The sequence below is a fragment of the Pseudomonas sp. HMSC065H01 genome (assembly GCF_001815235.1).
GTDB classification, from domain to species: domain Bacteria; phylum Pseudomonadota; class Gammaproteobacteria; order Pseudomonadales; family Pseudomonadaceae; genus Pseudomonas; species Pseudomonas aeruginosa.
In genome coordinates, this window is sequence record NZ_KV819906.1 from 332,770 (window position 1) to 354,510 (window position 21,741).

A 21,741-nucleotide genomic window follows, 5' to 3' on the forward strand; every position below is an offset into this window, starting at 1 on the left:
GAGTAGTTTCGCTGCTATGAGGCCGTTGCCGACAAGAAGAGAAGGGAGACGGGTGTGAGCGAGTTCTTTGACCGTACGGGCCCCTTGCAGGAGGCGGGAAGCTATCCGCAGTGGGCGCAGCAACTGATCGTCGACTGCCAGGCGAGCAAGGACCGGGTTTCCGGTCACGAGCTGTACCGGCGCATGCGCGACGCCGAGCTGAGCCCGGCGCTGATGCGCCTGTACCTGATCGGCGGCTGGCCGGTGGTCGAGCAGTTCCCCTTGTACATGTCGCAGAACCTGCTGAAGACCCGTTTCGCCCGCCATCCCGGCGAAGACATGGCGCGCCGCTGGCTGATGCGCAACATTCGGGTCGAACTCAACCACGCCGACTACTGGCTGCACTGGGCCGAGGCCCACGGTGTGAGTCTGGCCGAGATCCAGGCGCAAGACGTGCCGGCCGAACTGCACGCGCTCAGCCACTGGTGCTGGCACACCTGCGCCAGCGACTCACTGGCGGTGGCCATGGCCGCCACCAACTACGCCATCGAAGGCGTCACCGGCGAGTGGTCGGCGCTGGTCTGTTCGAACGGCGTCTACGAAAACGCCTTCCCCAAGGAAGGCCGCAAGCGCGCCATGAAGTGGCTCAAGCTCCACGCCCAGTACGACGATGCCCACCCCTGGGAGGCGCTGGAGATCATCTGCACCCTGGCCGGCACCAATCCCAGCGCCGAGCTGCGCCGGCAACTGCGCGACGCGATCTGCAAGAGCTACGACTATATGTACCTGTTCCTCGAGCGCTGCATGCAGCTGGAGGAGGCGCGCAGCGCCCGCAAGCTCGCGGTCGGCGCGGAGTAGCCTTGCGCACAGCGGAATCCCGGTGTGTTCCGCCGGGATTCCGCCCGCTCCTCAGGGCACCAGGATGATCTTCTCGCAGGTGCCTTCGTTCACCGCCCGGTACTGCTCAACGCCCTGCTCCAGCGGGACTTCCCGCAGCCCGTCCGGCAGCGGCAGGTGGCCTTGGTCGAACAGCTTGCCGAAGGCGTCGAGGAAGCCTGCGCAGGCTTCCACGCCATAGAGCAGCGAGTTGATCCCCACCACCGAGCCACCGCGACGGTACAGGTTCAACGCCGGCAGGCGCACATGGCCGTCGGCCGGTGCGGCGATGATCGCCAGGCGACCGAAGGCGGCCAGCGCCGGGACCGCCGCCTCGAGCCAGAAACCGGTCGTATCGAAGATCACCTCGGCCCCGCCGGGGAAGATCCCTTCCACCTGTGCCGCCAGTTCGGCCGGCTCGCCCAGCAGCAGCGCGGCGATGCCCTGCGTTTCCAGCGCCTGGCGTTGCTCCTCGCGCCGCACCGCGCCGATCGCTTCGGCCCCCAGGGCCTTGGCCAGCGCCAGCGCGGCCTTGCCGACCGCGCCGTTGGCGCCGATTACCAGGAGCCGGGTGCCGGCCTTGACCTGGCTGCGTTGCAGGGCGTCCCAGGCGGTGCTGTAGGGCACCCCGCAACTGGCGGCCTGGGCGAAGCTCAGGCTTTCCGGCTTGAGCGCGACGCCGGCGGCCGGCAGGGTCAGGAACTGCGCGTGGCTACCGTCGCGGAAGAATCCCGGCTCCCGCCCGGTGCCCCAGACCGCCTGGCCGAGCAGAGCCTTCGGTCCCTCCACCACCACCCCGGCGAAGTCGCGGCCCGGTACCCGGGGCAGGGTGGTATAGGGGAAGCGGCCGAGGACGTTCTTCACGTCGCTCGGATTCAGCCCGGCGGCGCGGATTTCCACCCGCACCTCATCGGCGGCGGGAAGCGGGTCGGGCATGTCCACCAGCTCGAGGGCGGCGAGGTCGCCGGTACGGTCGAATTGCAGTGCTTTCATCGGGGGCTCCGTGTCGTCGCGGCGATCAGTGCAGCCACTGCTGCAGCAGGTCGCGGCCAAGGGGGAAAAGCTGTTCGCCGAGCTGCATGCCAAGCAGGCCGACCAGGGCGATGGCGGGGGGCGCCGGCGAGCGGAAGTCGAGGACGGCGTAGAGCGCGCCGACCAGCAGGCCGATGCCGAGGGAGATCAGGTAGTTCATGGCGGCTGACAGGGACGGTGAACGATGGCACCAGTCTAGTTGGCCGAAAAAACATCTATCGGCCAATCACTATCGAATGCCGGTCAAGGCTGGAACGGCTGGTGATGCTCGGCCCTGTACTCGGTGGGAGAGACGCCCAGCTCGCGGCGGAACATGTCGCTGAAGGCGCTCGGCGTATATCCCAGGGCATGGGCGATGCCTGCCACCGGACGGCCATCGATCAGTGCGGCGGCGGCGGTCGCCAGCTGCACCTGCCGCCGCCAGTCGGCGAAGCCCATGCCCAGGCTGCGCTGGAACAGGCGCGAGAGGGTCCGCACGCTGGCCCCGGCGTCTTCGGCCAGGCGCTCCAGGCCGATGTCCAGGGAGGGATTGGCCATCACCGCCTGGCACAGCGCGAGCAGGCGCCTGTCGGAGGCGTCCGGCAGCGGTACGCGGAGGCTGGAACGGCGCGCGCGGCCGAGTTCGAGCACGGCGAGATCGGCCAGCGCCCGATAGTAGTCGGGGTCGCTCTGCCGTTCCTGCTCCACCAGGCTGACGATCAGCTCGCGCAGCAGCGGGCCGACCACCAGCACCAGGGTGCGGTCCTCCAGGCCGCGGGAGAGTTCCGGGCTCAGGTAGATGTTGCGCATCTGCAACTCGGAGGCGACCCGCACCGCATGGCGCAGGCCCGGAGGCAACCAGACCGCCCGTTGCGGCGGGACCGGCAGGGCCTCGTCGGGCGTCTCCAGCCACATCATCCCGGACACCGCATAGAGCACCTGGCCCCAGGCGTGCTCGTGGGCATCGACGCGGTGCCCGGCAGGATAGCTGCGGGCAACGCCGCGCAGGGGCCGGCGGCTGTCGCTCAGGTCGGGTGGGGCGGGTCGTGCCATGGGAATGCCGTCGCGGAGGAAAGACGCAGGTTAACCGCTTGACGCCGATCATGCAGCGCCGGCTTTCAGCGCAGCCGTGACAGCGCTGCTGGCAGCTTTTCGCACCGCACTGTAAAGATAACTTTACGAAGACCGGGCGTTCGCCATGCATGCCGCCGGCGCGTAAGGAATAGTTGCCAGAAACCCTGCGCCAGGCCCTGTGCCGGGCCCTGCCGACGGCTTGTCCGCCGCGCCGCCACGGGGTGAGATGAAGGCATCTCCCATGTCGTCGGCCGCCTGGACCGGCGGCGGTCCATTCAACAAGAACAACGAGGAGGCCGGATGAACGCCGTGGCCAAGATCGAACAGCACAATCCCATCGGTACCGACGGATTCGAATTCGTCGAGTTCACCGCCCCCGACGCCAAGGGCATCGAGCAGCTGCGCCAGCTGTTCAACATGATGGGCTTCACCGAAACCGCCAAGCATCGTTCCAAGGAAGTCTTCCTGTTCCAGCAGAACGATATCAACATCGTGCTCAACGGCAGCCCGACCGGGCATGTCCATGAATTCGCCCTCAAGCACGGCCCGAGCGCCTGCGCCATGGCCTTCCGGGTGAAGAACGCTTCCCAGGCCGCCGCCTACGCCGAATCCCAGGGCGCCAAGCTGGTGGGCAGCCACGCCAACTTCGGCGAGCTGAACATCCCTTCCCTGGAAGGCATCGGCGGTTCGCTGCTGTATCTTGTCGACCGCTACGGCGACCGCAGCATCTATGACGTCGACTTCGAGTTCATCGAAGGCCGCAGCGCCAACGACAACTCGGTCGGCCTGACCTACATCGACCACCTGACCCACAACGTCAAGCGCGGCCAGATGGACGTCTGGTCCGGTTTCTACGAGCGCATCGCCAACTTCCGCGAGATTCGCTACTTCGACATCGAAGGCAAGCTCACCGGCCTGTTCTCCCGCGCCATGACCGCACCTTGCGGGAAGATCCGCATCCCGATCAACGAGTCGGCCGACGATACCTCGCAGATCGAGGAATTCATCCGCGAATACCATGGCGAAGGCATCCAGCACATCGCCCTGACCACCGACGACATCTATGCCACCGTGCGCAAGCTGCGCGACAACGGCGTGAAGTTCATGTCGACCCCGGACACCTACTACGAGAAGGTCGACACCCGCGTCGCCGGGCATGGCGAGCCGCTCGAGCAACTGCGCGAACTGAACCTGCTGATCGACGGCGCCCCGGGCGACGACGGCATCCTGCTGCAGATCTTCACCGACACGGTGATCGGCCCGATCTTCTTCGAGATCATCCAGCGCAAGGGCAACCAGGGCTTCGGCGAGGGCAATTTCAAGGCCCTGTTCGAGTCCATCGAGGAAGACCAGATTCGCCGCGGCGTGATCTGATCCCGCTGCCGCCAGCCTCTTCCGGGGCTGGCGGTTTTCCTTGCGCTCCGCGTTTCCGTTCCAGCGGCGCCGATCGCGCCAGCCTTGCCCGCACCGCCGAGCCACGAGCCTGGCGGCCCATTCACGTCACGTACAACAACAAACAGGTGACGCATGATCCGTGAGTCCTCCCTCCGCCCAGCCGACCGCCCGCCGCCACGCGCCCTGCATGGCGCCCGCCGTGCGCCTGCCGCCTGAGCCGCACGGCCCCGTTTCGCCTCCGACAACAATAAATTTCCACTTGCGTGAGATAATTCAATGGACGGCCAACATCCGCATTCGGGCGAGCTCAAGCGCGGCCTGAAGAATCGTCACATCCAGTTGATCGCCCTCGGCGGCGCCATCGGCACCGGCCTGTTCCTCGGCTCGGCCGGGGTGCTCAAGTCGGCGGGCCCGTCGATGATCCTCGGCTACGCCATCGCCGGCTTCATCGCTTTCATGATCATGCGCCAGCTCGGCGAGATGATCGTCGAGGAGCCGGTCGCCGGCTCCTTCAGCCACTTCGCGCACAAGTACTGGGGCGGCTTCGCCGGCTTCCTCTCCGGCTGGAACTGCTGGGTGCTGTACATCCTGGTCGGGATGTCGGAACTGACCGCGGTCGGCAAGTACATCCACTACTGGTGGCCGGAGGTGCCGACCTGGGCCACGGCGGCGTTGTTCTTCGTCGTCGTCAACGCGATCAACCTGGCCAACGTCAAGGCCTTCGGCGAAGCCGAGTTCTGGTTCGCGATCATCAAGGTGGTGGCGATCATCGGCATGATCCTGCTCGGCTGCTACCTGCTGTTCAGCGGCAGCGGCGGTCCGCAGGCTTCGGTGAGCAACCTCTGGGCACACGGCGGTTTCTTCCCCAACGGAGTGAGCGGACTGGTGATGGCCATGGCGATCATCATGTTCTCCTTCGGTGGCCTGGAAATGCTCGGCTTCACCGCGGCCGAGGCGGACAAGCCGAGGACGGTGATCCCGAAGGCGATCAACCAGGTGATCTATCGCATCCTGATCTTCTACATCGGCGCCCTGGTCGTGCTGCTCTCGCTGACGCCCTGGGACAGCCTGCTGCAGACCCTCAACGCTTCCGGCGATGCCTACAGCGGCAGCCCGTTCGTGCAGATCTTCTCGATGATCGGCAGCGGCACCGCCGCGCACCTGCTGAACTTCGTGGTGCTCACCGCCGCACTGTCGGTGTACAACAGCGGCACCTATTGCAACGGCCGCATGCTTCTCGGCCTGGCCGAGCAGGGCGATGCCCCGCGCGCGCTGGCCAGGGTCGACAAGCGCGGCGTACCGGTACGCGCCCTGGTGGTATCGGCGCTGGTGACCTTCCTCGCGGTGGTGGTGAACTATGTGATCCCGCACCAGGCGCTGGAGCTGCTGATGTCGCTGGTGGTGGCGGCGCTGGTGATCAACTGGGCGATGATCAGCATGGCGCACCTGAAGTTCCGCGCGCAGATGGACCGCCAGGGCACCCGCACGCACTTCCGCGCGTTCTGGTATCCGTACGGCAACTACCTGTGCATGGCCTTCGTGGTGTTCATCCTCGGCGTCATGTTGCTGATCCCCGGCATCCAGGTCTCGGTCTATGCCATCCCGGTCTGGCTGCTGGTGATGTGGGCCTGCTACCGACTCAAGGGAGCCCCGCGGCCGATGCCGGGCCTGCGGGTGAAGCCGGTCACCGAGTGATCGATGGGGCGCCGGCGCGCAGAGGAGAGGGGAGCGCTCCTTTGCGTGTCCCGGCGGCCCACAAGACTTTTTCTAGGGGCGCCTGTCGTTGACGCGGCAGGTGCCGAATTCCTACAGTGGCAGCGCCATTTTTTCTCGTTAGAGGGATTTCCATGAAAAAAGCGCTCTGGCTGCTTCTGGCTGCCGTTCCCGTGGTCCTGGTCGCCTGCGGCGGCAGCGACGACGACAAGCAGACCGCCCAGGTCGATTACCTGGCCCTGCCGGGGGATGCCAAGCTGGATACCCGCAGCGTCGACTACAAGTGCGAGAACGGTCGCAAGTTCACCGTGCAGTACCTGAACAAGGGCGACAACAGCCTCGCCGTGGTGCCGGTCAGCGACAACTCGACGCTGGTCTTCAGCAATGTGATTTCCGCCTCCGGCGCCAAGTACGCCGCCGGCCAGTACATCTGGTGGACCAAGGGCGAGGAAGCCACCCTCTACGGCGACTGGAAGGGCGGCGAGCCCACCGACGGGGTCGCCTGCAAGGAGCGTTGAGTTCGACCTGGCGCCTTAGCCGAAATGAAGGAACCCGGCCGCGGCCGGGTTTCTTTTGGCCTGCTTCTCCGCTCGGCAAAGGGGTTATGCTGGCAGCCCGTTGGTCCACCGTGCCGCCCCATGCTGATCATCTCCAATGCCGTCCACCTGCCCGACCATGAGATCGAGCTGAATGCCATTCGCGCCCAGGGCGCCGGCGGGCAGAACGTCAACAAGGTCTCCAGCGCGGTGCACCTGCGCTTCGACATCCAGGCCTCGTCGTTGCCGCCGTTCTACAAGGAGCGTCTGCTGGCACTGAACGACCAGCGCATCAGCGGCGACGGCGTGGTGGTGATCAAGGCCCAGCAGTACCGGACCCAGGAGCAGAACCGCGAGGATGCCCTGGAGCGCCTGGCGGAGTTGATCCGCAGCGTGGCCAAGGTGCAGAAGGCGCGCCGCCCGACCAAGCCTACGCGCGGCTCGCAGAAGCGCCGGCTGGACGGCAAGGCCAAGCGCGGCGCGGTGAAGGCCGGGCGCGGCAAGGTGGATTTCTGAGCCGGCCGGTCTTCGCGACGGATCAGCGTACGGCCTGGGCCACCGGCTGGCCGAGGCCGCGCTCGCGGTCGCGTTGCAGGCGATAGGCCTTGGCCGCGGCCGGGATCGCAGTGACCTGGCCGGTTTCCAGCCAGCGTCGCAGGCGCGTGGCGTCGGCGAAGTGGGTGTACTTGCCGAAGGCGTCCAGCACCACCAGATTGACCGGATTGCGGTTGATCGTGGTGCGCATCACCAGGCAGTGGCCTGCTTCGTTGGTGAAGCCGGTCTTGGTCAACTGGATGTTCCAGGTCTTGTTGTTGATCAGGTGGTTGGTGTTGCGGAAGCCCAGGGTGTAGTTGGGGTGGCGGAAGGCCACGGTCTTCTCCGGAGTGGTGCTCCACTGACTGAGCAGCGGATATTGCCGGCTGGCCACCAGCAGGCGGGTGAGGTCGCGAGCGGTGGAGACGTTGTGCAGCGACAGCCCGGTCGGCTCGACGTAGCGGGTGTTCTTCATTCCCAGGGCGTGAGCCTTGGCGTTCATCGCCTTGACGAAGGCGTTCTTGCCGCCCGGATAGTTCTGCGCGAGGCTGGCGGCGGCGCGGTTCTCCGAGGACATCAGGGCGAGCAGGAGCATGTCCCGGCGGCTGATCTGGCTGCCGACCCGCACCCGGGAAAACACCCCGCGCATTTCGCTGGTCTCGCTGATGGCGATCGGCAGTACCTCGTCCAGCGGCAGTTTCGAGTCGAGCACGACCATGGCGGTCATCAGCTTGGTGATCGAGGCGATCGGCACCACCAGGTCGGGGTTGCGCGAGTAGAGCACCTTGCCGGTGTTCTGGTCGGTAACCAGCGCGCTGCCCGACGCCAGCTCCTGTTGCAGCGGCAGCCCGGCCTTGGGCGGCGGGGAGGCGGATACCGCGGTGGCAACGCTGAGGGACAGGAACAGGGTGACCAGTGACAGGAGACGGTTTCTCACGTGCGTTGCTCACTAAGACGAGAAAGTGGGGGCCGTGGGGCGCAGTGTGAACTGGTGCCCATAATTGAGCATTTTATGCTCTTTTGTAGGAAAAGCACGTAGGGCTTTGAAAGTGCTGACTTATGGTTGGCCCGGTTCAGAGAGGTTCGGCGGATAACGCCTGTGGCGTTATTCGCCCTACGCCCACAAGGTCGTGGTGCGGTAGGGCGAATAACCGCAACGCGGTTATCCGCCGCCTCGGCGGGAGTGCGCGGCATTCGCTGGGGCGAAAAAAAGCCGGCCATCACAGCCGGCTCAGGGTAACCGTGAGGGTTCAGTCCGCGCAGACCTGGGCGATGGCTTGCGCCAGGCGGTCGAGGCGGCGCGCGTCGAGACCGGCGACGTTGGCCCGGCCGCTGGAGACCAGGTAAACGGCGTGCTCGTCGCGCAGCCGAGCGACCTGCTGCGGGCTCAGTCCGGTATAGGAAAACATCCCGCGTTGCGCGCCGACATGGGCGAAGCGCTCGGCCAGGCCGTGCGGCGCCAGGGCTTCGACCAGGCCGATGCGCAGGCTGGCGATGCGCGAGCGCATGCCTTCGACCTCTTCCTGCCAGAGTCCCTTCAACTCGCTGTCGCCGAGGATCGCCGCGACCACCTCGGCGCCATGCGCCGGCGGGGTCGACCAGAGGTTTCGGGCGAGGAAGGCCAGTTGGCTACGCAGGTCGGTGAGCTTCTCGGCGTTCTGCGCGCAGACGATCAGCGCCCCGACGCGGTCGCGGTACAGGCCGAAGTTCTTCGAGCAGGAACTGGTGACCAGCACCTCCGGCAGTTCGCCGGCGAACAGGCGTACCGCCCAGGCGTCTTCCTCGAGACCGTCGCCGAAGCCCTGGTAGGCGAAGTCGATCAGCGGCAGCAGCTCGCGGCGACGCACCACGTCGAGCACCCTGCGCCAGTCGTCGTGGCTCAGGTCGAAACCGGTCGGGTTGTGGCAGCAGGCATGCAGCAGCACCACGTCTCCCTGGGGAATGCGCTCCAGGCCAGCAAGCATCGCCTCGACATCCAGGCGGTTGTCGGCGCTGACGTAGGGGTAGTGGGAAACCTTCAGGCCGGCGGCGGCGAACAGGGTCTCGTGGATCGGCCAGGTCGGGTCGCTCAGCCAGATGCCGCGGCCGGGCAGGCAATGGGCGATGAAGTCGCCGGCCAGGCGCAAGGCGCCGGTGCCGCCGGGCGTCTGGGTGGCGTCGGCGCGTTGCTCCAGCAACAGCGGCGAGGCGGCGCCGAGCGCCAGTTCCGCCAGGCGCGCGGCGAACAGCGCATCGCCGTGGCCGCCGACGTAGCTCTTGGTGGTTTCCTGCTCGACCAGGCGCTGCTCGGCGAGTTTCACCGAGCGCAGGATCGGGGTCAGGCCCTGGGCATCCTTGTAGACACCGACGCCGAGGTCCAGCTTGTCCGCGCGCGGATCGTTGCGGTAGGCGTCGAGCAGGCCCAGGATCGGGTCGCCCGGTACGCGGGCGACCTTGGCGAAATGACTCATTTGCGCCCCTCGGCGGTTTTCGCTACCTCGTCGGTGCGCGCCGCCATGATGAAATCGTTGCGGTGCAGGCCCTTGATCGAGTGGCTCCACCAGGTCACGGTGACTTTGCCCCACTCGGTCAGCAGGCCCGGATGGTGGCCTTCGGCCTCGGATATCTCGCCGACGGCATTGGTGAAGGCCAGGGCATGCTTGAAGTTCTTGAACAGGTAGACCTTCTCTAGCTGCATGATGCCGTCGCGGACTTCGATGTTCCAATCCGGGATCTGCCGCAGCAGCACGGGCAGTTCTTCGTCGCTGACGTGCGGGGCGTCTGCGCGGCAGGCTTCGCAATGGGCTTGGGTGAGTGCGGTCATGGTGGGAGTCCTTGGTTGTCGCATGTGGGAGCGGCGGACGGGCCGTGCCCGTCCACCATAGTACAAGGCCGCCGCGGGGTCAGCCGCGGCGGCGGCGTTTCTCGTCAGGCCGCCTGCTTGGGCGGGAACAGCGGCGCGTGCAGGCCCAGGCGCATGGCCTCGTGGACCAGCGCCATGATGTCTTCCTGGGCCAGTTGGAACAGGCGCTTGAGGTCGGGCAGGACGAAATAGAGCGGTTGCAGGATGTCGATGCGGTAGGGCGTGCGCATCGCCTCCAGCGGATTGAAGGCCTGGTGCAGCGGCTCGTCGGAGAGGCTGTAGACGGTCTCCTTCGGCGAGGAGAGGATGCCGCCGCCGTAGATGCGCTTGCCCTGGTCGGTCTCGACCAGGCCGAACTCGATGGTCATCCAGTACAGGCGGGCGAGGAACACGCGTTCCTCCTTGCTCGCCTTGAGGCCGAGCTTGCCGTAGGTATGGGTGAACTCGGCGAACCAGGGGTTGGTCAGCAGTGGGCAGTGGCCGAAGATCTCGTGGAAGATGTCCGGCTCCTGCAGGTAGTCCAGTTCTTCCGGGGTGCGGATGAAGGTGGCGACGGGGAATTGCTGGCTGGCCAGCAGTTCGAAGAAGGTCTGGAACGGAATCAGCGCCGGAACCCGCGCCACGCGCCAGCCGGTGGTGGCCTGGAGAACCCTGTTGATCTCGTCGAGCTGGGGGATCCGGTCGTGGGGCAGGCCGAGCTGTTCGATGCCGTCGAGGTATTCCTGACAGGCGCGGCCTTCGATCACCTTCAGTTGCCGGGTGATCAGGGTATTCCAGACCTGGTGCTCGGTTTCCGGATAGTGGATGAAACCGTTGTCGTCGGGCTGGCGGGCCACGTACTGCGTCGTTTTCATACGGACTCCATGAGCGGCTTGTGGCCGCGGGGTCTTTGTTGTTGTCGTTGCCTTATCGATACCGCGTCGGGACGGTCCGTGCAGCCCCGGATAGGGACCGGGCAACGGGGAGGAATCGGCGTTTTCGTAAAGTTTTCCTTACGAATTGGCCTGGGTCGCCTGTTCATTGGGTCAGGCATTGTTGCTGGTGAGTCTAACTGTCACATATTCTTGACGGAAATTTCCGGCCGGGAGTTAAAAAACCGGCCGCGAGCCCATCAGAACGACAACACCGGGCCACGCCATGCGTATCAAAGTGCACTGCCAGAACCGTGTAGGCATCCTCCGCGACATCCTCAATCTGCTGGTCGACTACGGCATCAACGTCAATCGCGGCGAAGTCGGCGGCGACCAGGGCAACGCCATCTACCTGCTCTGTCCGAACATGATCAACCTCCAGTTGCAGTCGTTGCGGCCCAAGCTGGAGGCGGTGCCGGGGGTCTTCGGGGTCAAGCGCGTCGGCCTGATGCCCAGCGAGCGCCGGCACCTGGAACTCAACGCGCTGCTCGCCGCCCTGGACTTCCCGGTGCTCTCGGTGGACATGGGCGGGCAGATCGTCGCCGCCAACCGTGCCGCCGCGCAGTTGCTCGGCGTGCGCGTCGACGAGGTGCCGGGGATTCCGCTGTCGCGCTATGTGGAGGACCTCGACCTGCCCGAACTGGTGCGCGCCAACAAGGCGCGGATCAACGGGCTGCGGGTGAAGGTGAAGGGCGACGTGTTCCTCGCCGACATCGCGCCGCTGCAATCCGAGCACGACGAGAGCGAGGCGCTGGCTGGAGCGGTGCTGACCCTGCATCGCGCGGATCGCGTCGGCGAGCGCATCTACCATGTGCGCAAGCAGGAGCTGCGTGGCTTCGACAGTATCTTCCAGAGTTCGCGGGTAATGGCCGCGGTGGTCCGCGAGGCGCGGCGCATGGCGCCGCTGGACGCGCCGCTGCTGATCGAGGGCGAGACCGGCACCGGCAAGGAGCTGCTGGCGCGCGCCTGCCACCTGGCCAGCCCGCGCGGGCAGTCGCCGTTCATGGCGTTGAACTGCGCCGGCCTGCCGGAATCCATGGCCGAGACCGAGCTGTTCGGCTATGGTCCGGGAGCCTTCGAGGGCGCCCGCCCGGAGGGCAAGCTCGGCCTGCTGGAGCTTACCGCCGGCGGCACGCTGTTCCTCGACGGCGTCGGCGAGATGAGCCCGCGCCTGCAGGCCAAGCTGTTGCGCTTCCTGCAGGACGGCTGTTTCCGCCGGGTCGGCAGCGACGAGGAGGTGTACCTGGACGTGCGGGTGATCTGCGCCACCCAGGTAGACCTGTCCGAACTCTGCGCCAAGGGCGAATTCCGCCAGGACCTCTATCACCGTCTCAATGTGCTCTCGCTGCACATCCCGCCGCTGCGCGAGTGCCTGGATGGCCTGGCGCCGCTCGCCGAGCATTTCCTCGACCAGGCCAGCCGGCAGATCGGCTGCGGCCTGCCGAAGCTTTCCGCGCAGGCGCTGGAACGTCTCGAACGCTACCACTGGCCGGGCAACGTGCGGCAATTGGAAAACGTGCTGTTCCAGGCGGTTTCGCTGTGCGAAGGGGGAACGGTCAAGGCCGAGCACATCCGCCTGCCGGACTACGGCGCGCCGCAGCCGCTGGGGGATTTTTCCCTGGAAGGAGACCTCGACGCCATCGTCGGGCGCTTCGAGAAGGCGGTGCTGGAGCGCCTGTTCCGCGAACATCCGAGCAGCCGCCAGTTGGGCAAGCGCCTCGGCGTTTCGCATACCACGGCGGCGAACAAGCTGCGCCAGCATGGCGTGGGGCAAGGCGAGGGCTGAGCGGCATGCTTGCCGGTTTGTTGCAGGCTGGGAAAGAAACGGTGGAGGCGTCGGCCCTTGTGAAAGGGCGGCAGCACGATGAGGCGTGGGGAAGACGGCCAGGATGTTCGCCGAGGGGCGGGATTGTCGCCGCCGAGTACACAATGATCGCGCCGGATGGGCGAGCTGCCCCTCGTGGCGCGATCCTTCGGAGGTCGACCCGGAGGTCGAGCAGAGTTTAGCCGCCAGTGCAGCCGTTGCCCCAGACCTGATATTCGACGGTATGTTTCTGGCCGTTCGAATCTTCGTAGGTCATGCGTGCGGGAACGATGCCGCAGGCATTGGAAGTGTCGGTTGAAGATATAACGCGAGCCACATCCAGTTGCATGCCATAGGCATATTCTTCAACAGCGTTTTCCTGCTGGCTGGCAGGTTGATCCTGGGCGCCAGCCGCCATCACCAGCGGCGAGCAGGCGAACAGGGCCATCAGGGCGAAAGCCTTCATTACTATTTACCTGAGTAGTTTCTGAGTGGGTACGATCTGCCGTCGGAAGACAGGCGGACAGGTCACCGGGGCAACTCGATAAACAAGGCTGGGTAAGTAAGTCTGCAATCAAGTTGCGGAGTCGAAGTTCAACGGGAGTTAACTTCGGCTGTTAGGTTTATTGTAAGTTGGGATAGGCTGCGACATATAGACTCAGTCAAGACAAGAACCTTGTACGGATCGGTAACAATATCCCTGTGGCCTTCTGCGCCGCGGCTTTGCGACCGGCTCACGGGTTTCTTTCCTGGCCCAGGGGCGATTGCGGGTCGAGCAGGGCGCTGCGAATGAAGTGCAGGTAGCTGAGCACCCGTCGCAGCGGCGAGGTATCGAACTGCGGTGCGCGCGGCTCCGGCGCCGCCCGTACCGCCATGATCGCCTGGTTCACCGCGTGCAGGGCGCGCTGGCGGTTGCTCGGCCCGGGTTGCAGGAACAGCCGGATCAGCGCCCGGCCCATCAGGCGGATCGCCCGGCGCCAGGCGGTGCGTTCGGCGTAGCAGGGCTCCTGGGGCAGGCGTTGCTGTTCGAGGCGCAGCTCGATGATCGCCTGGCCGACCTCCAGCACCAGGAACATCCAGCCCAGCAACCGGCGTTGCACGTCCGGGCGGCCGGCGGAGAAGGTGTAGGCCTGGTTCAGCAGGTCGCGGGTGCCGCTTTCGAAACCGGAGACCAGGCCCTTGCTCTTGCCGCTGATGGCGAACACCACCCGCTCGCGCAGGTCGTGCTCCAGGCGCTTCCACATCCACGGCCGGTTCGGCGGCAGGATCACCATGGCGGCGACCGTGGCGAGGACCATCGACAAGAGTAGTGCCAGGTATTCGTTGAAGAAGGCCAGGGCGTCGTAGCGCGCCATGTTGGCCGGCAGCGAGGCGAAGCAGAACCACACCAGTAGGCCGACGCCGTAGCCGTTCCACTGCGGCCGCCAGAGCAGCAGGGCGCCGACCGCGAAGACCGGCAGCAGGCAGCAGAGCAGCATCGGGAAACCGTCCACGTGGGGTAGCAGGTAGAGCAGCACGAACAGCCCGGTGCAGGCCCCGGCGAGGGTCCCGAGGGTGAGTTGCAGCGACAACCGGCCGGGATTCGGCGAGGTCGAGGAGAGCGCCGAGATCAGTACCGCGGTGAGGGCGAAGGTGCCGCCGTGGGGCCAGGAGGTCTGGATCCAGAACGTGCCGAGCAGGCCGATCATCAGCGCGCTGCGCGCTCCGGCGACCAGCGCGGCGACCGGGTTGGCGCGGGCGACGAAGCTTTCCTTCCATTGCTCGCGGGCATGGTGGTGTTCGGCCAGGGAAGCGTGGGTCAGGGCGTAGTTGTGCAGGTCGTCGGTGAAACGGAAGGCCAGTTCGGCAGCGGTGTTGAAATCCAGCAGGTCGTTCTCGCCGGGGCGCTGCTCCACCAGGCGCTGGCGGGCCTGGCGGATGTTCTGCATCAGTTCCGGCTTGTAGGCCTCGATGCGTTCGGCCAGGCGCGCGGCGTCGGCGTCGGTGGGCGTCCGTTCGCGAATCGGCGCGAGCAGCCCGGCAAGCTCCGCCAGGCAGGGCGCCAGGACCTCCAGGACATTCTGCGCCCCGCGCCCGCGCAGGCGTTCGAGCAGGCGGTGGAGGCCGTGGAAGCGACTGGTCATGACCATGAATTCGTTGTTCAGGCGAATCAGCCGGCCGCTGCGCAGGCGCATGTGCGGATCTTCGAAAGTAGTGGCGCTGCGCAGGTTTTCCAGGCCCACGGACTGGGCGACGAAGCGCGCGCTGAGCTCGCCGAAGCGCTCGCCGTCGAGGCTGCCCTGCAGGCCTTCGGCGGCGAACCCGGCGAAGTCGCGGAAGCGCCCGTAGAGTGTGTTGCGCAGGGCGGCGCCGCTGGTCTGCGGCAGGAAGATGGCGCTGACGGTACCGGTGCAGAGGATGCCCAGGGATATTTCCAGGACCCGCCACAGCGCCGCCATGAAGGCGCCTTCCGGGTGCGCGGTGGCTGGAATCCCGATCATGGTCGCGGTGTAGCCGGCGAGTACGCAGGCGTAGCCGCGGAAATCGCGGTAGCGCGCGGCGCCTGCGGTGCACAGGCCGACCCAGAGCGCCAGGCAGGCGAGGAACAGCACGCGCTCCTGGGCGAACAGGGCGATCAGAGTGACCATCACGCTGAGGCCGATCAGGGTTCCGACGATGCGGTAGAAGCTCTTGGCCAGGACCTGCCCGCTCTGCGTCTGCATGACGATGAAGACCGTCACCAGCACCGTGCTCGGCTGCGGCAGTTCCAGGCGATAGGCCAGCCACAGGGCGAGGCTGGCGGTGAGCAGGGCCTTGAACACGAAGACCCAGGCGACGCCGTCGCTACGCGCCCATTCGAGCAGGGCGCGGCGCAATTCGTCGGGGCTGGGAAAGAACGCGAGGGGAGCCGGTGGAACCAGGGGGAGACCTTTCCGGGTGGCGCGGGGCACTGCTGCGAATCCTGAACGACGGCGAGGGGAGGCCGAAACGGCTGGGAATTCTAGGAGCGCCCGCGCTTGCGGATAAGAGCTCGGATAGGTGAAAAATTTTTGTCACAAAAGGCAATAATAGGTGGGTTGACTCGTGACAGAATCTGCGCCGCCTTGGGGTGTCCTCCGGGTTGCGTGGAAAAGAGACGCGCCATAAGCGTCAGAGCCTAGAGGGCCGTGATGGATATCCTGTTCAATATGCGCGCGTTCGTCAGCGTCGCGGAGACCGGCAGTTTCACTGCCGCCGCCCAGCGCCTGGACCTGACGACCGCCTATGTCTCCCGTGCGGTGGCCAAGCTGGAGGCCCACCTGCAGACCCGCCTGCTGCATCGCACCACCCGGCGCATCGCGCTGACCGAAGCCGGGCAGCGCTACCTGATGCGCGCCCAGCAGATACTCGCCTACATCGAGGAGGCCGAGGCCGAGGCGGGCGACGCCCATGCGCGGCCGTCGGGCACGCTGAAGGTCCACGCGATGACCGGCATCGGCCAGCACTACCTGATCAAGGCCATCTCGCAATATTGCGAGACCTACCCGGAGGTTGGCTTCGACCTGACCCTGGCCAACCGGATCACCGACATTCTCGACGAGGGCTACGACATTTCCGTGGTGATCGCCCCCGAGCTGCCGGACTCCGGTTTCGTCTCCAAGTGCATCGGCCAGACCTACAGCATCCTCTGCGCCTCGCCGGGCTACATTGCCGCGCACGGCTTCCCCAAGCTGCCGGCGGAGCTGTCCGCGCACCGTTGCCTGCGCCTGGTGAACTCGGTGATGTCGCTGGACCGCTGGCTGTTCGACGGTCCCGACGGCCAGGAACTGGCCTGCATCAACCAGACGCATTTCCAGGTCAACACCGCCGACGCCATGACCGAGGCGGTGGTCTCCGGCATGGGTATCGGCGCGCTGCCGGTGTACGCGGCGGTCAACGGCCTGAAGGACGGCAGCCTGGTGCGGGTGTTGCCGCGCTATAGCCTGTTCCATCTCAACGTCTACGCCCTCTACCCCTCGCGGCAGTACCTGGATGCGAAGATCCGCACCTGGGTCGAGTTCCTCCGCGAGCACATGCCGGCGATGCTCGCCGCGGACGAGCGCAGCCTGGCGGAGAGCGGTGGGTTGGCGAACTGAGCGGGAGTGGTGGGCGGCGCCCTTCGCGACGATCGCACCCCGGCTTGTCGGGAGTCGTAGGGCGGATAACCGCCTGGCGGTTGTCCGCCGATTCTCCGGAGCCCCGCGGACAACGCCAGGGGCGTTATCCGCCCTACAGGCTGTCTCCCACCCTCTGCAACTCCTCGATCAACGCCCGCAGGCAACTCGGCAGTGCTTCCAGGTCGCGTACCAGCAGGCTGCGCTCGCGGATCGCCCAGGGCTCGTCGAGTTCGATGGTCGCCAGCTTCATCGTCCGGCTGTGGCGGCGCGCGGCGGACTGCGGGATCACGCCGATGCCGACGCCGCCCTCGATCATCCGGCAGATCGCCTCGAAGCTGGAGACCTGGATGCGCAGCGATAGCTGCTCGCCCATCTGCTCCACCCGTTCGTACAGGAAGGCGTGCAGGGTGGTGCCCTCGGGCAGGCCGATATGCTGGAACTGCAGGGTGTCGCGCAGGCGTACCCTGGCCTGTCCGGCCAGCGGATGGCCCTGGGGCACCGCCATCACCAGGCGGTCGGTGCTGAAATGCAGGACCTGCAGGCCACTGGCCGCCACCGGCCCGGCGATGATGCCGAGGTCGGTGGAGCCGTCCAGCACGCCGCGGACAATGTCGCGGCTGAGGCGTTCCTGCAGGTCGACGGTGACCCCGGGACGAGCGGCGAGGAAGCCGGCGAGGATTTCCGGAAGGAATTCGGTGACCGCGGTGGTATTGGCGAAGATGCGGATATGCCCGGCGGCGTCGCTGCCGTACTCGGTGAACTCGCTCTTCAGGTATTCCACCTGGCGCATGATCAGCCGCGCGTGCTGTAGCAGGCGCTGGCCCGCCGGGGTCAGTTCGACGCCGCGGCTGTCGCGATACAGCAGGCGGCTGCCAAGCTGGCCTTCGAGCGCCTTGACCCGCGCGCTGGCGGCGGCCGGGGAAAGGAAGGCGCGGCGCGCGCCCTGGGTCAGGCTGGGCGACTCGGCGATATGGATGAACAGGCGCAGGTCGGCGAGATCGAAATGCATAGGCACTCCATGGCGTTCGGCAAATCCGAACGCGCCATTGCGTAATTGCAAATTCTCAAAACGCTAGCATCCTATCATTCTCCTCCCATCACCCCCTAGGTCATGGGAAGCCACGCATGAGTGAGTCCGCTTTCGCCCCCTGGATCGGTCGCCAGGAAGAAACCCACGATCAATTGAGCCGCAACCTGGTCAAGCGCATCGCCGCCACCTTCGGCGAGCCGACCCCGGCCCACGGCGAAGCGCTGCCGCCGCTCTGGCACTGGGCGTTCTTCCAGGACCCGGTGGAGGCCGCCGGCCTCGGCGTCGACGGCCACCCGGCGCGCGGCGGTTTCCTGCCGCCGGCGGACGATCGCAACCGCATGTGGGCCGGCGGGCGCCTGGAGTTCCACCAGCCGCTGCGGGTCGGCGGCGAGGCCAGCCGCACCTCGACCATCCTCCGGGTCGAGGAGAAGCACGGTCGCAGCGGCGCGCTGCTGTTCGTCACCCTGCGCCACGACTACCGCCAGGACGGCCAACTGGCGCTGAGCGAAGAGCACGACATCGTCTACCGCGAACCGACCCCGCCCAAGCTCGGCGGTACCGAGGCCTTGCCCGAGGGCGACTGGCGCGAGGCGCTGGAGCCCGATCCGGTGTTGCTGTTCCGCTACTCGGCGGTGACTTTCAACGGCCACCGCATTCACTACGACTGGCCCTATGTCACCGATGCCGAAGGCTATCCGGGCCTGGTGGTGCACGGTCCGCTGATCGCCACCCTGGCCCTGCGCGCGTTCTGCCGGGCCAATCCGCAGGCGCGCCTGCGTCGCTTCGCCTATCGCGGCCTGCGCCCGCTGATCTGTCCCGAGCCGTTCGAGGTCGGCGGCCGCCTGCTCGCTGCCGGCAAGGCCGAGGTATGGGTCGGCAATGGCGCCGGCCTGGCCCAGCGCGGCGACGTGGAATTCGACTGAAAGGGCCCCAGCGCCCATCCAACGACAAGAATCGAGGAGTCACCGATGAATCCGAACAGCGAAGAGCTGAACGCGATCCGCGAGGGTGTACGTGCCCTCTGCGCCGAATTCGACGCCGCCTACTGGCGCCGCATCGATGAGCAGCGCGGTTTTCCCGAGGCCTTCGTCAAGGCCCTGACCGACGCCGGCTGGCTCTCGGCGATGATCCCGGAGGAGTACGGCGGTTCCGGTCTGGGCCTGGCCGAGGCCTCGGTGATCCTGGAGGAAGTCAACCGCTGCGGCGGCAACTCCGGCACCGTGCACGGGCAGATGTACAACATGTTCACGTTGCTGCGTAACGGCAGCGAGGCGCAGAAGCGCTTCTACCTGCCGAAGCTGGCCAGCGGCGAGCTGCGCCTGCAGTCGATGGGGGTGACCGAGCCGACCACCGGCACCGATACCACCAAGATCAAGACCACCGCCGTGCGCAAGGGCGACCGCTATGTGATCAACGGGCAGAAGGTGTGGATCTCGCGGATCCAGCACTCCGACCTGATGATCCTGCTGGCGCGCACCACGCCGCTGGCCGAGGTGAAGCGCAAGTCCGAAGGCATGTCGATCTTCCTCGTCGACCTGCGCGAGGCCATCGGCAAGGGCCTGACCGTGCAGCCGATCGCCAACATGGTCAACCACGAGACCAACGAGCTGTTCTTCGACAACCTGGAGATCCCCGCCGATAGCCTGATCGGCGAGGAAGGCAAGGGCTTCCGCTACATCCTCGACGGCCTCAATGCCGAGCGCACCCTGATCGCCGCCGAATGCATCGGCGACGGCCGCTGGTTCATCGACAAGGCCAGCCACTATGCCCGCGACCGCGTGGTCTTCGGCCGGCCGATAGGGCAGAACCAGGGCGTGCAGTTCCCCATCGCCGAGGCGCACATCGAAGTGGAGGCCGCCGACCTGATGCGCTGGCGCGCCTGCCAGGAGTACGACGCCGGGCTCAACGCCGGGGCCAGCGCGAACATGGCCAAGTACCTGGCGGCGAAAGCTTCCTGGGAGGCGGCCAACGCCTGCCTGCAGACCCACGGCGGCTTCGGCTTCGCCTGCGAGTACGACGTCGAGCGCAAGTTCCGCGAGACCCGCCTGTACCAGGTGGCGCCGATCTCCACCAACCTGATCCTGTCCTACGTGGCCGAGCACCTGCTCGAACTGCCGCGCTCGTTCTGAAGCGGGAGCCGCCCATGCAGATCGACCGTCTCGACCACCTGGTGCTCACCGTCCGCGACATCGACGCCAGCATCGATTTCTACACCCGCGTGCTGGGCATGCGCGCCGTTACCTTCGGCGCGGGTCGCAAGGCCCTCGCCTTCGGTGCGCAGAAGATCAACCTGCACCAGGCCGGGGGCGAATTCGAACCCAAGGCCGAGCGACCTACGCCAGGGTCCGCCGACCTCTGTTTCATCGTCGCCACGCCACTCGAGGCGGTGGCCGAGCAACTGCGCCAGCAGGCCGTGGAAATCCTCGAGGGCCCGGTGCAGTGCACCGGCGCCGGCGGGCCGATCCTCTCGCTGTACCTGCGCGACCCCGACCTGAACCTGATCGAACTGAGCAACCCGCTGTAGGCCGTGTGCCTCGGGACAACTACAAGAGAGCGTTGGTCATGACCGACTACACCCAGCAACTCGCCGGCTTTCTCGCCGGCCTGCGCTACCAGGACCTGCCGCCGGCGGTGTTGGCGCGGATGGAAGAATTGTTCCTCGACTGGCTCGGCTCGGCGCTGGCCGGCAAGGGCCAGCATCCGATCCCATTGTTCGAGCGCTACGCCGAACGCATGGGCCCGGCCGACGGTAGCGCGCAGATCCTGCCCAGCCGGCGGCGCAGCTCGCCGTATTTCGCCGCCCTGGTGAACGGCGCGGCTTCCCACGTGGTGGAGCAGGACGACCTGCACAACAGCTCGGTGCTGCACCCCGCGGCGGTGGTCTTCCCTGCTGCCCTGGCCGCGGCCCAGGACCTCGGCCGCAGCGGCGCCGAGCTGATCCTCGCGGCGGTGGCCGGCTACGAGGCCGGCATCCGCATCGGCGAATTCCTCGGCCGTTCCCACTACCGGGTGTTCCATACCACTGCCACGGTCGGCACCCTCGCCGCGGCAGTGGCGGTGGGCAAGCTGATGGACTTCGACCGCGAGCGCTTCGTCGACCTGCTCGGCAGCGCCGGAACCCAGGCCGCCGGGCTCTGGGAGTTCCTCCGCGACGCCGCCGATTCCAAGCAGTTGCATACCGCCAAGGCCGCCGCCGACGGGCTGCTCGCCGCCTATCTCACCGCCGACGGCCTGAGCGGCGCGCGACACATCCTCGAAGGCGAGCAGGGGATGGCCGCCGGGATGTCCAGCGACGCCGACCCCGAGCGCCTGGTGGATCGCCTCGGCAGCCGCTGGGCGTTGCTGGAAACCTCGTTCAAGTTCCACGCCTCGTGCCGCCATACCCATCCCGCGGCCGACGCGCTGCTGGCGCTGATGCAGCGCGAAGGGCTCGATCACTCGCAGATCGCCGCGGTCACCGCGCGGGTCCACCAGGGCGCCATCGACGTGCTCGGCCGGGTGGTCGAGCCGCAGACCGTGCACCAGGCGAAGTTCTCCATGGGCACCGTGCTGGGCCTGATCGCCGTGTACGGCAAGGCCGGCCTCGGCGAGTTCCATCGGCATGCGCTGAGCGACCCGCGGGTCGCAGCGTTCCGCGAGCGGGTCGAGATGCGCCTGGACCCGGAGGTCGATGCCGCCTATCCGCAGCGCTGGCTCGGGCGGGTCGAAGTGCTCGATCGCCAGGGGCGGCGCCATACCGCCGCCATCGACGAACCCAAGGGCGATCCCGGCAATACCCTCAGCCGCGACGAACTGGCCGATAAGTTCCGCCGCCTGCTGGCGTTCTCCGGCGCGGCCACCGACGCCGAGGCGGAAATCCTCATCCAGCGCGCCTGGGGCCTGCGCCAGGCGCCTTCCGTAGCGCCGCTGATCTGATCAACC

21 protein-coding genes are annotated in these 21,741 nt (G+C 66.7%); 11 read left to right on the forward strand and 10 right to left on the reverse strand.

Annotation, left to right across the window (positions count from 1 at the left end; genetic code table 11):
- The first annotated feature begins 54 nt into the window (after positions 1 to 54).
- Positions 55 to 837: an iron-containing redox enzyme family protein gene (locus tag HMPREF3014_RS21850; RefSeq protein WP_003106577.1), complete on the forward strand. Its 783-nt coding sequence runs from the start codon at positions 55 to 57 to the stop codon at positions 835 to 837.
- 51 nt (positions 838 to 888) lie between these two features.
- Here HMPREF3014_RS21850 and HMPREF3014_RS21855 read toward each other — a convergent pair whose 3' ends face one another.
- From HMPREF3014_RS21855 to HMPREF3014_RS21865, 3 genes are all read right to left on the reverse strand, one after another.
- Positions 889 to 1,848: a quinone oxidoreductase family protein gene (locus HMPREF3014_RS21855; protein WP_023087743.1), complete on the reverse strand. Its 960-nt coding sequence runs from the start codon at positions 1,846 to 1,848 to the stop codon at positions 889 to 891.
- A 25-nt stretch (positions 1,849 to 1,873) separates the two neighbouring features.
- On the reverse strand, positions 1,874 to 2,047 hold the full coding sequence (locus tag HMPREF3014_RS21860) for a DUF1427 family protein (protein WP_003106572.1): 174 nt from the start codon (positions 2,045 to 2,047) through the stop codon (positions 1,874 to 1,876).
- An 83-nt stretch (positions 2,048 to 2,130) separates the two neighbouring features.
- Entirely contained in the window at positions 2,131 to 2,919 is a 789-nt protein-coding gene (locus HMPREF3014_RS21865) for an AraC family transcriptional regulator (protein WP_003106570.1), read from the reverse strand.
- A 321-nt stretch (positions 2,920 to 3,240) separates the two neighbouring features.
- Here HMPREF3014_RS21865 and hppD point away from each other — a divergent pair, with 321 nt between their 5' ends.
- The 4 genes from hppD to arfB all read left to right on the forward strand — a co-directional run bounded on the left by hppD (position 3,241) and on the right by arfB (position 7,100).
- On the forward strand, positions 3,241 to 4,314 hold the full coding sequence (hppD, locus tag HMPREF3014_RS21870; RefSeq protein WP_003106569.1) for a 4-hydroxyphenylpyruvate dioxygenase: 1,074 nt from the start codon (positions 3,241 to 3,243) through the stop codon (positions 4,312 to 4,314).
- Between the two features lie 297 nt (positions 4,315 to 4,611).
- Positions 4,612 to 6,030 carry an amino acid permease gene (locus tag HMPREF3014_RS21875; protein WP_003085884.1) on the forward strand — a complete coding sequence of 473 codons (1,419 nt, stop codon included), beginning with the start codon at positions 4,612 to 4,614 and terminating at the stop codon, positions 6,028 to 6,030.
- Between the two features lie 152 nt (positions 6,031 to 6,182).
- The gene (locus HMPREF3014_RS21880) at positions 6,183 to 6,566 is read left to right on the forward strand and encodes a lysozyme inhibitor (RefSeq protein WP_003085889.1); all 384 of its coding nucleotides are present in this window, start codon (positions 6,183 to 6,185) and stop codon (positions 6,564 to 6,566) included.
- 120 nt (positions 6,567 to 6,686) lie between these two features.
- On the forward strand, positions 6,687 to 7,100 hold the full coding sequence (gene arfB, locus HMPREF3014_RS21885; protein ID WP_003105972.1) for an alternative ribosome rescue aminoacyl-tRNA hydrolase ArfB: 414 nt from the start codon (positions 6,687 to 6,689) through the stop codon (positions 7,098 to 7,100).
- A 22-nt stretch (positions 7,101 to 7,122) separates the two neighbouring features.
- Here arfB and pbpG read toward each other — a convergent pair whose 3' ends face one another.
- From pbpG to phhA, 4 genes are all read right to left on the reverse strand, one after another.
- Positions 7,123 to 8,055: a D-alanyl-D-alanine endopeptidase gene (pbpG, locus tag HMPREF3014_RS21890; RefSeq protein ID WP_003105974.1), complete on the reverse strand. Its 933-nt coding sequence runs from the start codon at positions 8,053 to 8,055 to the stop codon at positions 7,123 to 7,125.
- Between the two features lie 313 nt (positions 8,056 to 8,368).
- On the reverse strand, positions 8,369 to 9,568 hold the full coding sequence (locus tag HMPREF3014_RS21895) for an amino acid aminotransferase (protein ID WP_003114240.1): 1,200 nt from the start codon (positions 9,566 to 9,568) through the stop codon (positions 8,369 to 8,371).
- Positions 9,565 to 9,921 (reverse strand): 4a-hydroxytetrahydrobiopterin dehydratase, encoded by a 357-nt coding sequence (locus HMPREF3014_RS21900; protein ID WP_003085898.1) that lies wholly within the window; start codon positions 9,919 to 9,921, stop codon positions 9,565 to 9,567. The genes HMPREF3014_RS21895 and HMPREF3014_RS21900 overlap by 4 nt, the downstream gene beginning before the upstream one ends.
- Positions 9,922 to 10,025: 104 nt before the next feature.
- Complete coding sequence (gene phhA, locus HMPREF3014_RS21905; RefSeq protein WP_003105977.1) at positions 10,026 to 10,814, reverse strand: phenylalanine 4-monooxygenase; 789 nt, start codon at positions 10,812 to 10,814, stop codon at positions 10,026 to 10,028.
- A gap of 283 nt (positions 10,815 to 11,097) precedes the next feature.
- Between phhA and HMPREF3014_RS21910 the strand changes: the two genes are divergently transcribed.
- Complete coding sequence (locus tag HMPREF3014_RS21910) at positions 11,098 to 12,657, forward strand: sigma-54-dependent phenylalanine hydroxylase transcriptional regulator PhhR (protein WP_003105980.1); 1,560 nt, start codon at positions 11,098 to 11,100, stop codon at positions 12,655 to 12,657.
- Between the two features lie 217 nt (positions 12,658 to 12,874).
- Here HMPREF3014_RS21910 and HMPREF3014_RS21915 read toward each other — a convergent pair whose 3' ends face one another.
- Positions 12,875 to 13,141, reverse strand: a complete 267-nt coding sequence (locus tag HMPREF3014_RS21915) for a DUF2790 domain-containing protein (protein WP_003085904.1) — start codon at positions 13,139 to 13,141, stop codon at positions 12,875 to 12,877.
- 268 nt (positions 13,142 to 13,409) lie between these two features.
- Positions 13,410 to 15,605 (reverse strand): FUSC family protein, encoded by a 2,196-nt coding sequence (locus HMPREF3014_RS21920; RefSeq protein WP_003105982.1) that lies wholly within the window; start codon positions 15,603 to 15,605, stop codon positions 13,410 to 13,412.
- Between the two features lie 219 nt (positions 15,606 to 15,824).
- Here HMPREF3014_RS21920 and HMPREF3014_RS21925 point away from each other — a divergent pair, with 219 nt between their 5' ends.
- Positions 15,825 to 16,769: a LysR family transcriptional regulator gene (locus HMPREF3014_RS21925; RefSeq protein ID WP_003085907.1), complete on the forward strand. Its 945-nt coding sequence runs from the start codon at positions 15,825 to 15,827 to the stop codon at positions 16,767 to 16,769.
- A gap of 133 nt (positions 16,770 to 16,902) precedes the next feature.
- Here the strand turns inward: HMPREF3014_RS21925 and HMPREF3014_RS21930 are convergent, their stop codons facing one another.
- Positions 16,903 to 17,799: a LysR family transcriptional regulator gene (locus HMPREF3014_RS21930; RefSeq protein ID WP_003085908.1), complete on the reverse strand. Its 897-nt coding sequence runs from the start codon at positions 17,797 to 17,799 to the stop codon at positions 16,903 to 16,905.
- 116 nt (positions 17,800 to 17,915) lie between these two features.
- On the opposite strand from HMPREF3014_RS21930, the gene HMPREF3014_RS21935 reads away from it, so the two are divergent.
- The 4 genes from HMPREF3014_RS21935 to HMPREF3014_RS21950 are packed head-to-tail and all read left to right on the forward strand — an operon-like array spanning position 17,916 to position 21,735.
- On the forward strand, positions 17,916 to 18,743 hold the full coding sequence (locus HMPREF3014_RS21935; protein WP_003085910.1) for an HTD2 family dehydratase: 828 nt from the start codon (positions 17,916 to 17,918) through the stop codon (positions 18,741 to 18,743).
- A 45-nt stretch (positions 18,744 to 18,788) separates the two neighbouring features.
- The gene (locus HMPREF3014_RS21940) at positions 18,789 to 19,949 is read left to right on the forward strand and encodes an acyl-CoA dehydrogenase family protein (RefSeq protein ID WP_003085913.1); all 1,161 of its coding nucleotides are present in this window, start codon (positions 18,789 to 18,791) and stop codon (positions 19,947 to 19,949) included.
- Between the two features lie 14 nt (positions 19,950 to 19,963).
- The gene (locus HMPREF3014_RS21945) at positions 19,964 to 20,344 is read left to right on the forward strand and encodes a VOC family protein (protein WP_034068082.1); all 381 of its coding nucleotides are present in this window, start codon (positions 19,964 to 19,966) and stop codon (positions 20,342 to 20,344) included.
- A gap of 38 nt (positions 20,345 to 20,382) precedes the next feature.
- Positions 20,383 to 21,735 (forward strand): MmgE/PrpD family protein, encoded by a 1,353-nt coding sequence (locus tag HMPREF3014_RS21950; RefSeq protein ID WP_003120744.1) that lies wholly within the window; start codon positions 20,383 to 20,385, stop codon positions 21,733 to 21,735.
- Positions 21,736 to 21,741 lie beyond the last annotated feature (6 nt).